Here is a 12,042-nt window from a genome sequence, read left to right on the forward strand (position 1 = left end):
CCACCCGCCCCACGGCCAGAATCTCCCCCAGATCCGCCGCGCCATACGGCATGTAAGCGACCGGCCGCAAGCCAAAGTCGTCGTGCATTTCGTTCTGAAAAGCCAGGCCCATGGGGTTCTCCGAGAAGGAATGATGCGACGCGCCGGGACTCGAGCAGCGTACCCCAGCGCCTCTCTCGTGGCGATACACCGTTTCGCCAGTTCGTTTCGTCGATTCGTCCCGCCAATACGCACCGCCTTTGTCCAAGTGAGCGCCCGCCGCAATCACAATCTTCAAACCGGCGGACTATCGTTCAATACGGCCCGCCGGGCGGCTGGCACATTGCCGGGGTCCCACACCCTGGCAACCGAAGGAATCACCCGTGCCTGTCATTGCGACCCCCACCCCCGGCGCCAAGCTGCTGTCCCCGCACGATCACACGCTGATCATGATCGACTTCCAGTCGCAGATGGCGTTCGCGACCCACTCCATTGACGCCGTCACGCTGCGCAGCAACGCCGCGCTGGTGGCCCATGCCGCCGCTGGCTTCGGTGTGTCCACGATCCTGACGACGGTTGCCGAAAAGAGCTTTTCCGGCCCCATGTTCGAAGAAGTCACCACGCCGTTCCCCGGCCGGCCGCTCCTGGACCGCACGTCCATGAACACCTGGGAAGACGCCGCCGTCATCAAGCAGATCAATGAAATCGGCAAGAAGCGCATCGTGCTGGCCGGTCTGTGGACCAGCGTATGCATCGTCGGCCCGGCCCTGTCGGCGCTGGACCAGGGCTTCGAGGTTTATGTGATCACCGACGCCTGCGGCGACGTGTCCGCCGAAGCCCATAACCGTGCCATTGAGCGTATCGTTCAGGCTGGCGGCCAGCCGATCACCGCGTTGCAGTATCTGCTGGAATTGCAGCGCGACTGGGCCCGCATCGACACCTACGACATGACGACCGGCATTGCCCGCAAGTTCGGCGGCGCCTATGGCCTGGGCATCATCTACGCCAAGTCCATGTTCAACGCCCACGAAGGCTGACAGGAGCGCGCCAATGAAGGTCTACCTCGTTTCCTTGGGACTCGGCCTGTTGGTCGGTATCATCTACGCCCTGTTCAATGTGCGATCGCCCGCGCCACCAGTGATCGCGCTGGTTGGCTTGCTGGGCATCCTGGCGGGGGAGCAGATTCCCCCGCTGGTCAAGCGCCTGCTGGCGGACGAGCCCACCCGCACGTCCTTCATTCATGAACAGGTAAAACCGCACATGTTCGGCGAACTGCCCAGCTGCCCCAAGGCGTCCGCCGACACCGCCCAACAACCCGCCGATGCATGTGGAGACAAGCGCAATGGCTGACACCCTGGATCCCGCGCGCCAAGGCGCCCCCGACCTCATCCTGCATCAGGGCCGTTTCACGACCCTGGACCCCGCCAACCCCATTGCCGACGCGGTCGCCATCAAGGACGGCCGTTTCACGCGCGTGGGCGCCGCCAGCGACATCCTCCCCCTGGCAGGCCCGGCCACCCGCGTCATCGCGCTGGGCGGACGCGGCGTGCTGCCCGGCCTGATCGACAATCACCTGCACATCATCCGTGGCGGGCTGAACTACAACATGGAACTGCGCTGGGATGGCGTGACCAGCCTGGCCGACGCCATGGCCATGCTGCGCCGCCAGGTCGCCATCACGCCCGCGCCCCAGTGGGTCCGCGTGGTCGGCGGCTTCACCGAACATCAGTTCGCGGAAAAGCGCCTGCCCACCATTGAGGAACTGAACGCGGTGGCGCCCGATACGCCCGTGTTCATCCTGCACCTGTACGACCGCGCCCTGCTCAACGCCGCCGCCCTTCGCGCCGTCGGCTACGACAAGAACACGCCCGCGCCCCCCGGCGGCGAGATCGTGCGGGATTCGGCGGGCAATCCGACCGGGCTGCTCCTTGCCAAGCCCAACGCGTCGATCCTGTACGCCACGTTGGCCAAGGGTCCCAAGCTGCCATTCGAATACCAGGTCAATTCCACGCGCCACTTCATGCGCGATCTGAACCGCTTGGGTGTTACTGGCGCCATCGATGCAGGCGGTGGTAACCAGAACTACCCCGAGGACTACCAGGTCATTCAGCAACTGGCCGACGCCGATCAGTTGACGATCCGCCTGGCCTACAACCTCTTCACCCAGAAGCCCAAGCAGGAAAAGGAAGACTTCCTGAACTGGACGGCCACGTCGCAGTACAAGCAAGGCACCGACTACTTCCGCCACAACGGCGCGGGTGAAATGCTGGTATTTTCGGCGGCCGACTTCGAAGACTTCCGCCAGCCGCGCCCCGAGATGGGTCCCGAAATGGAAGGCGATCTCGAGGAAGTGGTGCGCATCCTGGCGCAGAACCGCTGGCCCTGGCGCATGCACGCCACGTACGACGAAACCATCTCGCGCTCGCTGGACGTCTTCGAGCGCGTGAACAAGGACGTGCCGCTGGCCGGACTGAACTGGTTCTTCGACCACGCCGAGACGATCTCCGAACGCTCCATCGACCGCATCGCCGCGCTGGGCGGCGGCGTGGCCGTGCAGCACCGCATGGCCTACCAGGGCGAATACTTCGTCGAACGCTACGGCCCTGGCGCCGCCGAGGCCACGCCGCCCGTCAAGCGCATGCTTGAAAAAGGCGTCAACGTGTCGGCCGGCACCGACGCCACCCGCGTTGCCTCGTACAACCCGTGGGTCTCGCTGTCGTGGCTGATCACGGGCAAAACGGTGGGCGGCCTGCGCCTGACCCCGCAGCGCAACTGCCTGGACCGCGACGCCGCCCTGCGGATGTGGACCGAGAACGTCACCTGGTTTTCGAACGAGCAAGGCAAAAAGGGCCGCATCGCCGCGGGTCAGCTGGCCGACCTGATCGTGCCCGATCGCGACTTTTTCTCGTGCCCGGAATCCGAGATCGCCGACACCAGCAGCCTGCTGACCGTCGTGGGCGGCAAGGTGGTCTGGGGCGCGGGCGACTTCGCCGCGCACGACGAGTCCGCGCCGCCGCCGGCCATGCCCGACTGGTCGCCCACGCGCCTGTTCGGCGGCTACGGCGCCTGGGGCGACAGCGAAGGCAAGCCGCTGCAGGCCACCCTGCGCGAAGCGGCGGCCGCCTGCGCGTGCGCCAACGACTGCAACGTCCACGGCCACCAGCACGCTGGCGCGTGGACCAGCAAGCTGCCCGTCTCCGACCTGAAAGGGTTCTGGGGCGCGCTGGGCTGCGCCTGCTGGGCCGTCTGACGACTCGCGCGGCCGGGGCAGGACCGCGGCCGCGTCGATGGTTCAGGACGCCCGGGGCACGCTTCTTTCAGCTAATTGACGGTGATGCCGCCCTCGCGGATGACCTTTGCCCACTGCTCGATCTCGGCGTTCAGACGCGCCTTTGACGCTTCCACGTCTAGCGCGTCCGCGTAAACGCCTTGCTCCAGCAACTGGTTCTTGGCATCGTCCTTGGCCAGCGCCGTCGTCAGCGCCTTGTTGATCTTGGCCACGATCGGAGCCGGCGTGCCTGCCGGCGCCATCACACCAAAGAGCGAACTGACGTTGAAGCCGCTGAAACCTTGCTCTTCGGCGGTGGGAATGTCCGGCAGCATCGAGATGCGCTGGGGCGTAAGCACGGCCAACGGACGCAACTGGCCGGACTTGATGAAAGAGATTGCGGCGGGAACCGTCTCGGTCATCGTCTCGACCTGGCCCCCGACCAGGTCAGTCATGGCCGGCCCGCTGCCGCGATAGGCCACGTGCACGATGTTGACACCTGCGATCTGCTTGAACAGCTCCATGGCCATGCGCTGCGGCGCGCCGGCGCCCGACGAGGCGAAGTTGAGCTTGCCCGGATTGGCCTTGGCGTAGGTCACCAGCTCGGACAGCGATTTGATCGGCAATTTGGGATTGACCACGGCCACCAGCGGCACGAAGCCGACCACGCCGGCGGGCGCGAAATCCTTGCGCAGGTCGTACGCGATGGAGTCTTTCTCCAGGGTAGCCATGACCGAGTGCGAGGTCAGCGCCCCCATCAGGAGGGTATAGCCATCGGGCTGAGCGCGAGCCACCTCGGCAGCGCCGATATTGCCCCCAGCCCCGCCCCGGTTCTCAATTACAACCTGGCCGCCGATCTCTTCGCTCAAGCGCTGCCCCACGATGCGCCCGATCACGTCGGTCGCGCCTCCCGGCGGGTAAGGAATGATCAGGCGGATGGGTTTGCTGGGGTAGTTGTCGGCGGCCTGCGCGGATGCAATGCCGGGGACCGCAAACGCAGCGGCCGCGATGAAGGCGGCCGCGACGGCGTGGACGCGCTTGCGCGCGGCGGGCTTACAGATCATGGTTGTCTCCCGATGCGTTCTTATGGCTGGAAAGCTTTAAACGCATATTCGCAAACTCTCGCGGGCGCAAAGAGAAAAAACTTTATGGTCTGTCCACAAAATCCTTGCGGGTCTTAGGGCATTTGGATGAGGCTCAATGCGCCGACGCATCCAAGAACCGATGCACCACCCGAACCGCAGCCGCGCCCTCGGCAATGCTCGCCAACACGTGTTTCACCGACCCCGCACGCGCCGCCCCCACCGCAAACACGCCCGGCTGCGAGCTTTCATAGGCGCGCGCCTGCATCGATCCCGCCGCGGCGCGTCCCGTATGGATATAGCCCTGGTCGTCCGTGTCCAGCCAGCCGTCCAGCCACGCGGTGTTCGCTTGATCGGGAATCGTATCCGCATCGCCCGCCTGCCTGCCGGTCGCGACGATCAGGCTGCGCGCCTCGATCAGCCGGCCGTCGTCCAGCCACACCCGATAGGGGTAACAGCCGCCGTCGAAGCGGCTGACGGAGCGCAGGGGCAGCACGTGCGCGCCAAAGCGCTTGCTCTGGTCTTCGGCGCGGTGCAGCAGCGGGCCTTCGCACAATCCGGTGATCGTGCCTGGAAACCCCTTCAGCATGTCCAGCCCTGGTGCGTCGCCACAGGACAGCGAGCCGCCCACCAGCAATGTCTGCAGTCCCTCGGAGGCGGCGTAGGCGGCGGCGGCCAATCCCGCCGGACCGCCCCCGATTACCGCCAGGTCCATGACGGAATCTTCCTGTTCGCCGCGCTTCACCGACCGCAGAATGGCGCCCCCATACGGACGTTGCCGCAGGTACCCGATACGCCGCAGCATGAACGCGCGCAGAATGATTTCCGCCAGTGGCCGTTCCGTCAGGATCAGCGCTTCAAGCGCTGCGCGGCTCAGCCGCAGCAGGCGGCTTGGGGTGTTGGCCCGCACCGTGACCGCATTCGGCCGGTCGGTGAAGAGGTCCAGGCTGCCCGTGAATTCGCCGTCTCGGTGAATGAGCAAGCTGCGCATCGTGCCGCCAGCCTCTGCTTCCAGCACTTCCGCAAAGCCCTGCAGCAGGATGTAGAACGCGGCTTCGCGATCACCGCTATTCAGCAGAACACGGCCGGGCTCGGCCGACATTTCTTCGCCATAGGGCGCAGCGCGCTCGATCAGCGCGCGCGGCAGCATCGGGAACGCCTGCGCATGCAGCGCGGCAAGATCGGCTGGAGGGTTGGCCGGCGAGGCGCCGGCGGCAAGAACACGCATGGAACGGTTTCGGAACATCCGGGATGGTGGACGATATTCCATCAAGATAGCGCCGCGGCGCGGGGCGTGTCTTGCCCACTTGCGTCTTGCTTTGTATGAAAGCGCACCGGTCGCGTCCGCGGCAACGAGCTGCGCCATGCAGGCTGCCGGCAGCGAAGCGCTACTTCAAGCCCCGTGTTCCCTACGCCACGCCCCCGGCGCCACTCCCACCACGCTGGTGAACACGCGCGTCATATGCGCTTGGTCGGCAAAGCCGCACAAGAGCGCGACGTCGGTGATGGACCGGCCCGGAGACCGCAGCAGTTCCTGAGCCTTTAGCACCCGCTGCTCCAGCAGCCAACGATGCGGAGTCGTGCCGACCGTCTGGCGGAACGCCTTGATGAAGTAGCTGCGCGACAGATTGCAGGCCTCGGCGATGTCCGCAATGGAAGCGTCCTCGCGCAGCGAGGCCAGCAGCATGTCCTTGGCGCGCGCTTCCAGTTTGCGGGACAGCACACGGGCCCCGCCCGAGTCCGCCCAGCCGCTGGTCGCCCCGGCCCCGTATTGCGTCAGCAGGTGCGTGCCGAGGGCCAGACTCAAATGGTCAATGAAGAGTCCACTCGTCTGCGAGGGATCGGCCACCACGCCCGCCAGCACCTGCGACAGATGGCCCAGCACCGGATCCGGCTGCCCATTGCGCGGCAGCAGGCTGCTGACACGCGGGCCGCCCTTCTCGTCGTTGATGCGTTCGATGAACGCGCGGGACATTTCGACCAGCAGGAAATCGAACCCGCCTTGCAGGTCGGCCCGGTAATCATCGGTGAAGTCGCGGATGTAGATCGAGCCGGCATCAAAATCGTGCGTCGACGCGTGATTGCCCTGCAAGATGCGGCGGCGGTGGCCGCCACGCAGCGCCATGCCCACGAGAAAGCCACGATCGGACGCAGGCGTTTCCACGCTGCCGAACTGAGCGGTCTCGGTGCGCTTGCGGTAGAACGTCAATCCGCCCCCGTGGAACTCCTGGTTCACAGCCAGCTTGCTGGCCGAGCAGCCCAGCGTGTCGGTGGACCGCGCAGGCATGGGTTCGGGTATCAGGAGCTGGGAGGCGGGCATTGAAGCTGTCCAAATCGGGGGCAAACGCATTTCGGGCTCGAAGATAGCAGGCGATGCTGCTTTGCAACAAGCAACATTTCGCAAGCGCGGCCATTGCGAGCGCAACCCGCCCCCAGGGCTATCCGGCCCCTTAGCGAGTCACGACGCTGTCAACAAACGCAGCCAGCTCCCGGTTGAACCTGTCCGCCTCCTCCATGAACGGCGCGTGCCCGGATGCCGCATAGACCGTACTGCGCACGTGGGGGTTCAGTTCCCTTGCCCGCGCGATTGACGGCGCGGGCTGCACCAACGCGTCCTTCGCACCGTAGATCAGCAGCACGGGCTTGCGCGCCGAGCCAAGGCCGCGCGCCGCCGCGACCGTCATCGATTGCACCGCGGCCTGCATGTCGAAGGACGCCACGGCGGCATTGGCCAGGAGTCGTTGGAACGTGACGCCATCGGGCGGTTGCGCAAAGCACAGACCGATGAATTCACGCTCCGCGTCCAGGTGGGTTTTCAGATCGGGCGACACCATGTCTCGGTAAAGCGCTGGATGCGGCGCGATCTGCGTGGGGTCCAGCTCGATCACGCCGCCTACATAGACGGCGCCTGCAATCTGCGCATCGCCATATGCGGCAAGGTAGTTGGTTGTCACGGCGGCGCCCAGGGACCATCCGACGACCACGGGATCGCGCACGCCGGTCGCTTTGATCACTGCAGCCAGATCGTCCGCCCAGCGCCGGCCGTCCGTATACGCCGCCGCATCCACCGGCTTGCCCGACTGGCCGTGGCCCCGCAGATCGTAGGCGATCAGCCGATAGCCTTGCAGCGCCGGACTGGAAAGCTGAGCCTCCCAATTAAGGTGGCTGCCCAGCAGCCCGTGCACGAAGACGACCGGCGGGCCATCGGACTTGCCGGCCTCCTGGACGGCGAGTGTCACGCCATCGGGCGACGTGACGGTGTATTGCCGGGACTGCGCGTGCGCAGCCGCCGAGGCCGCGACGAACAAGACGGCTGCCGCCACGTGGCGAAAGAAGGTTCTGCATTGCATACTGATGCATCCGAAAGATTGAAGGAGCGCCAGTTTCAACCCTCACACCTATGTCAAGGTCAAGCGCCCGTTCGCTGCGGCACTACGACGACCACGGTCTCTTGGCATCGGCCCGGGCGGACAATGGATACCGCACCTTTCCCGCCGCCGCCGTCACACAGGTCAGGCAGATACAGCGCCTGATCGCTTCCGGCTTCACGCTGGCGGAAATCCGCGGGTTTCCCGACTGCATGCGGCTGATCGAAGGCGCGGCGGCCTGTCCGGAGACGTCCGAGGTGCAGCGCCGGCGGTTGGCATCCGTCGAGCGCCAGATCGCCGACCTCGAGCGCCGCCGCGCCCGGCTGCGCGAGATGCTTGAAGATACCGGCACCCCTTCCCCGCGATGATGCGCGGCGAAGTCCCCCACCCGTAGCGCACGCTTTCATACCGGGATTCCATGGCTACCTCGACGCCCCGCTCCCCCGCCAAGCATGCGCCCAACTGGTTGCGCTGGCTGCCCGGCCTGGCGCTGTTGAAGTCCTATCAGGCCGCATGGCTACCCAAGGACATCGCCGCCGGCCTTGTCCTGACCACCATGCTCGTGCCGGTCGGAATCGCCTATGCCGAAGCCTCGGGGGTTCCGGGCGTCTACGGGCTATATGCCACCATCATTCCCATGCTGGCCTACGCGCTGTTCGGCCCGAGCCGCATCCTGGTGCTGGGCCCGGATTCTGCCTTGGCCGCGCCCATTCTGGCGGTCGTGCTCAGCGTGTCCAACGGCGATCCCATGCGTGCCATCGCCGCGGCCAGCATGATGGCCGTCGTCTCGGGACTGTTCTGCATCGTGCTGGGCCTGATGCGGCTGGGCTTCATCACCGAGCTGCTGTCCAAGCCCATCCGCTATGGCTACATGAACGGCATCGCGCTGACCGTGCTGGTCAGCCAGTTGCCTAAGCTGTTCGACATCTCCATCGACGACGCCGGCCCCCTGCAGGAAATGCAGCAACTCGCGCTGGCCGTGGCCGATGGTCAGACCCATTGGCCAAGCTTCGCGGTCGGCGCCGCAAGCCTGGTAGTGATTCTGCTGCTCAAGCGCTTCGACCGCGTACCGGGCATCCTGATTGCCGTGATCCTCGCGACGCTGGCGGTCAAACTGTTTGGCCTGGACGCCCAAGGCGTAAAAGTGCTGGGCGAGATTCCGCAAGGTTTGCCCAGCCTTGCCTGGCCCTGGCTCAGTAATGCCGATCTCGTCAAGATCGTGCTGGGCGGCTGCGCGGTGGCGCTGATTGCGTTCGCCGACACCAGCGTGCTGTCGCGGACTTATGCCGCGCGCACGCACACGCGCGTGGACCCGAACCAGGAGATGGTGGGACTGGGCGTGGCGAATCTGGCGGCGGGCTTTTTCCAGGGTTTTCCGATCAGCAGCAGCGCGTCGCGCACGCCGGTGGCCGAAGCGGCCGGCTCGCGCACGCAGCTCACCGGCGTCGTTGGCGCACTGGCGGTTGGCGCGCTACTCATCGCCGCGCCGAATCTGCTGCGCCACTTGCCCAACAGCGCGCTGGCCGCGGTCGTGATCGCCGCCGCCATCGGCCTTTTCGAATTCAAGGACTTGCGGCGCATCTACCGCATTCAGCAATGGGAATTCTGGCTTTCCATGCTGTGCTTTGCCGCGGTCGCGGTGTTTGGCGCGATTCCCGGCATCTGCCTGGCGGTGGTCATCGCCGTCATTGAATTCCTGTGGGATGGCTGGCGGCCGCATTTCGCGGTGCTGGGACGCGTGCCCAACCTTCGCGGTTATCACGACCTGAAGCGGTACCCGAATGCCGCGCTGATCGACGGTCTGGTGCTGTTTCGTTGGGATGCGCCGCTGTTCTTCGCCAACGCCGAACTCTTTCAGCAGCGCTTGCTCGAAGCCGTGGAGGCATCGCCCTCGCCCGTGCGGCGCGTGGTCGTGGCAGCCGAACCCGTCACCAGCGTCGACGTCACCTCCGCCGACATGCTGCGCGAACTGTGCGAAACGCTATCGCGCGAAGGCATCGCGCTGCATTTCGCGGAGATGAAGGATCCCGTGCGGGACAAGCTCAAGCGGTTTGAACTGTCGCGGTTGTTCAGCGACGACCATTTTCATCCAACCGTCGGCAGCGCGGTGGACGACTATTTTGGGCGGGAAGATCCTTCTCCAAGCAACACGGAGCGCCACTCATGACGCAAGATGCCGGGCGAAACGCGCTGAATAGCGCCTCGCCGCGCCCAGAAGGACCAAAGCATATGTTGAACTCCGTGCAAACCGGCAGACTCGAACAGCAGCTCGCATTCCTGCGCGAGATCGACCGGCTCAAGACGGTCGTGCGCCAGTCACCGTTGCTGGACAAGAGCCGCAAGGAAAACTCCGCCGAGCACTCCTGGCACCTCGCCATGTACGCGCTTGTTTTAAGCGAATACGCCTGCGGCGCCGTCGACACGACGCGCGTCATGCAGATGCTGCTGTTGCACGACATTGTCGAAATCGACGTCGGGGATGTCCCCATCCACGGCACAACCGGCCACGACATTCAGGCCGCCAAGGAATCCGAAGCCGCGGCGCGGCTGTTCGGCCTGCTGCCCGCGCCGCAAGGCGATGCCTTCCTGGCGCTCTGGCACGAGTTCGAACGGGCCGAAACCGACGATGCCCGATTTGCCAAGGCGCTGGACCGCTTTCAGCCCTTGCTGATCAACGTCTTCACGGAAGGCGGGACGTGGACCGAGAGCGGCGTGTCGTTGGAACAGGTCTTTGCACGATACGGGCCCGCCATCCAGCGCGGCGCGCCGCAGCTGTGGACGGTGTGCGAGGAATGGGTGACGCGGCACTTTGCAGCGCATTAGTTCGGCTTCAGGTCAATGTCTCGAACGACTTGCCCCAGCCGCGTGTAGTCGGCCCGCGCCCGTTCCAACGCCTGTGCCGGTGTGTTGCCCACGATCACCCAACCCAGTTCCTTGAGCTTGCGCTGGACATCGGGTTCTTCAAGCGTGGTCGCCAAAGCCTTCTGCACCGTGTCGATGGCAGCTTGCGGCGTGCCTTTGGGCGCCGCAAGTCCGAACCATCCCGCGGGCACTAAACCCGTGATGCCCAATTCCTTGGCCGTGGGCACCTTGGGGTAGCCCTCGAACCGGTAGTCGCTGGTCACGAACAGCGCGGTCGTCTTGCCCGACGTGACATACGGGATCTGCGAGGCAGCGTTGTCCATCATCGAGTCCACATGGCCGCCCAGGATGTCGTTGACTGCCGGCGCCGCGCCCTTATAGCCAATGATGCTGAGGTTGACGGCCGCCAGCCGCGCGAACGCCGCCTGCGTCAGATGGGCCTGCGTGCCCAGTCCTGCGTTGGCCGACGTCAGGCCGCCTGGCTTCTGCGCGCTAAGCGTCTTGAACGAAGCGTAATCCTGCGCCGGAAAGTCCTTGCCGACGACAAACACAAACGGCACTTCCACCGCGATGGAGATCTGCGCCAAGTCCTCGACGGGGTTGTAGCGCAGCTTGTAGATGTGAGGATTGACTGCGATGGTGCCGCTTGCGCTGAGCAGCAGCGTGTAGCCGTCGGGTGCGGCCCGCACGACATGCTCGGTCGCGATAGAGCCGCCCGCGCCCGGCTTGCTGTCGACGATGACTGGCTGCCCCAGTTTCTTGGACATGGCGTCGGCCAACAGGCGCGTCAAGGTGTCCGATGCCGAACCCGGCGCATACGGATAGACGATCGTGATGGGCTTGGCCGGATAGGCATCCGCCGCTTGGGCAGACGCCATTCCCAGCGACAACAGCAATGCGGCAATCGTGACGCTTGAGCGTTTCATGGTTTTCCCCCTGTTTATCGGGCTGTGTGAATGATCTTTTGTATGACGGGAATGGCAAGCGCCGCATACCAGCAAAGCTCGGAAAACATTGCTTCCCGATACCATCCGGCCTGATGCAGCAGGTTCAAGGAGGCGATGGTCTGACCGTCCCAACGCACGGGCACGTTGACCGCGCTTTCGCAATCCAGGGCAAAGATGCGCTCATGATCGGGAAACGCCGCCTTGCAGGCACTGCGATCCGCGCAAATCCGGGGCCGGCCCTGCTCCACGACCTGGGCATAGAAGTCGCTGTCCGTGCGGATGGGCTTGGCGCCGTCGGTCGGGTAGGCATCGGGCTCACTCGAATAGAACCGGCGGCTCAGTCCTGCCTGCCGGTCAAGGACCAACACGGTGAACAGCCGGTAGCCAACGCGCGCCGACAGCGCCGCCGCCAGGGCCTCCAGGCCGCTTTCCGGCTGCGGGTTCCGCATCAAGGCCGCTGCCACGCTGTCCAGCGCCAGCGCCTGGGAAGTCAAATCACTTGAACGCATCACCGCAGGAATCCCGTTGAATCTTGG

At 65.2% G+C, this 12,042-nt stretch carries 12 protein-coding genes; 6 read left to right on the forward strand and 6 right to left on the reverse strand.

All coding sequences use genetic code 11. From position 1 onward, the window contains the following. The first annotated feature begins 362 nt into the window (after window positions 1-362). The 3 genes from AC6LJW_RS06635 to AC6LJW_RS06645 are packed head-to-tail and all read left to right on the forward strand — an operon-like array spanning window position 363 to window position 3,229. On the forward strand, window positions 363-1,016 hold the full coding sequence (locus AC6LJW_RS06635) for a hydrolase (protein WP_056561572.1): 654 nt from the start codon (window positions 363-365) through the stop codon (window positions 1,014-1,016). 13 nt (window positions 1,017-1,029) lie between these two features. After that, a complete protein-coding gene (locus AC6LJW_RS06640; RefSeq protein WP_056561574.1) occupies window positions 1,030-1,329 on the forward strand; it encodes a XapX domain-containing protein in 300 nt (99 codons plus the stop codon). After that, the gene (locus tag AC6LJW_RS06645; RefSeq protein ID WP_498086813.1) at window positions 1,322-3,229 is read left to right on the forward strand and encodes an amidohydrolase; all 1,908 of its coding nucleotides are present in this window, start codon (window positions 1,322-1,324) and stop codon (window positions 3,227-3,229) included. Before AC6LJW_RS06640 ends, AC6LJW_RS06645 begins: the two co-directional genes overlap by 8 nt. Window positions 3,230-3,300: 71 nt before the next feature. Here the strand turns inward: AC6LJW_RS06645 and AC6LJW_RS06650 are convergent, their stop codons facing one another. The 4 genes from AC6LJW_RS06650 to AC6LJW_RS06665 form a co-directional block, all read right to left on the reverse strand. Continuing rightward, window positions 3,301-4,311, reverse strand: a complete 1,011-nt coding sequence (locus AC6LJW_RS06650; protein ID WP_056561579.1) for a Bug family tripartite tricarboxylate transporter substrate binding protein — start codon at window positions 4,309-4,311, stop codon at window positions 3,301-3,303. Window positions 4,312-4,444: 133 nt separating this feature from the next. Beyond that, window positions 4,445-5,557: a cyclic nucleotide-binding domain-containing protein gene (locus tag AC6LJW_RS06655; protein ID WP_056566548.1), complete on the reverse strand. Its 1,113-nt coding sequence runs from the start codon at window positions 5,555-5,557 to the stop codon at window positions 4,445-4,447. 165 nt (window positions 5,558-5,722) lie between these two features. Further along, window positions 5,723-6,649 carry a helix-turn-helix domain-containing protein gene (locus tag AC6LJW_RS06660; protein WP_056561580.1) on the reverse strand — a complete coding sequence of 309 codons (927 nt, stop codon included), beginning with the start codon at window positions 6,647-6,649 and terminating at the stop codon, window positions 5,723-5,725. Between the two features lie 130 nt (window positions 6,650-6,779). Beyond that, window positions 6,780-7,679: an alpha/beta fold hydrolase gene (locus AC6LJW_RS06665; protein ID WP_498086814.1), complete on the reverse strand. Its 900-nt coding sequence runs from the start codon at window positions 7,677-7,679 to the stop codon at window positions 6,780-6,782. A 50-nt stretch (window positions 7,680-7,729) separates the two neighbouring features. On the opposite strand from AC6LJW_RS06665, the gene AC6LJW_RS06670 reads away from it, so the two are divergent. From AC6LJW_RS06670 to AC6LJW_RS06680, 3 genes are all read left to right on the forward strand, one after another. Next, a complete protein-coding gene (locus AC6LJW_RS06670; protein ID WP_498086815.1) occupies window positions 7,730-8,065 on the forward strand; it encodes a MerR family transcriptional regulator in 336 nt (111 codons plus the stop codon). A gap of 50 nt (window positions 8,066-8,115) precedes the next feature. Further along, window positions 8,116-9,864, forward strand: a complete 1,749-nt coding sequence (locus AC6LJW_RS06675) for a SulP family inorganic anion transporter (RefSeq protein WP_498086816.1) — start codon at window positions 8,116-8,118, stop codon at window positions 9,862-9,864. Between the two features lie 62 nt (window positions 9,865-9,926). Further along, entirely contained in the window at window positions 9,927-10,520 is a 594-nt protein-coding gene (locus tag AC6LJW_RS06680) for an HD domain-containing protein (protein WP_498086817.1), read from the forward strand. Here the strand turns inward: AC6LJW_RS06680 and AC6LJW_RS06685 are convergent. Together AC6LJW_RS06685 and AC6LJW_RS06690 are read right to left on the reverse strand one after the other, a co-directional pair. Next, entirely contained in the window at window positions 10,517-11,485 is a 969-nt protein-coding gene (locus AC6LJW_RS06685; RefSeq protein ID WP_056561590.1) for a Bug family tripartite tricarboxylate transporter substrate binding protein, read from the reverse strand. The two genes, AC6LJW_RS06680 and AC6LJW_RS06685, sit on opposite strands and share 4 nt — an antisense overlap. A gap of 14 nt (window positions 11,486-11,499) precedes the next feature. Next, window positions 11,500-11,970, reverse strand: coding sequence for a GAF domain-containing protein (locus AC6LJW_RS06690; RefSeq protein WP_498086818.1), 471 nt, complete (start codon window positions 11,968-11,970; stop codon window positions 11,500-11,502). Window positions 11,971-12,042: the final 72 nt, after the last annotated feature.

The organism is Achromobacter sp. 1012554356, from assembly GCF_059760815.1.

Bases quoted from the DNA above. Each gene is read 5' to 3' on its own strand.
- AC6LJW_RS06640 (WP_056561574.1), top strand. From the start codon at position 1,030: ATGAAGGTCTACCTCGTTTCCTTGGGACTCGGCCTGTTGGTCGGTATC.
- AC6LJW_RS06645 (WP_498086813.1), top strand. From the start codon at position 1,322: ATGGCTGACACCCTGGATCCCGCGCGCCAAGGCGCCCCCGACCTCATC.
- AC6LJW_RS06650 (WP_056561579.1), bottom strand. From the start codon at position 4,311: ATGATCTGTAAGCCCGCCGCGCGCAAGCGCGTCCACGCCGTCGCGGCC.
- AC6LJW_RS06655 (WP_056566548.1), bottom strand. From the start codon at position 5,557: ATGCGTGTTCTTGCCGCCGGCGCCTCGCCGGCCAACCCTCCAGCCGAT.
- AC6LJW_RS06660 (WP_056561580.1), bottom strand. From the start codon at position 6,649: ATGCCCGCCTCCCAGCTCCTGATACCCGAACCCATGCCTGCGCGGTCC.
- AC6LJW_RS06665 (WP_498086814.1), bottom strand. From the start codon at position 7,679: ATGCAATGCAGAACCTTCTTTCGCCACGTGGCGGCAGCCGTCTTGTTC.
- AC6LJW_RS06670 (WP_498086815.1), top strand. From the start codon at position 7,730: ATGTCAAGGTCAAGCGCCCGTTCGCTGCGGCACTACGACGACCACGGT.
- AC6LJW_RS06675 (WP_498086816.1), top strand. From the start codon at position 8,116: ATGGCTACCTCGACGCCCCGCTCCCCCGCCAAGCATGCGCCCAACTGG.
- AC6LJW_RS06680 (WP_498086817.1), top strand. From the start codon at position 9,927: ATGTTGAACTCCGTGCAAACCGGCAGACTCGAACAGCAGCTCGCATTC.
- AC6LJW_RS06685 (WP_056561590.1), bottom strand. From the start codon at position 11,485: ATGAAACGCTCAAGCGTCACGATTGCCGCATTGCTGTTGTCGCTGGGA.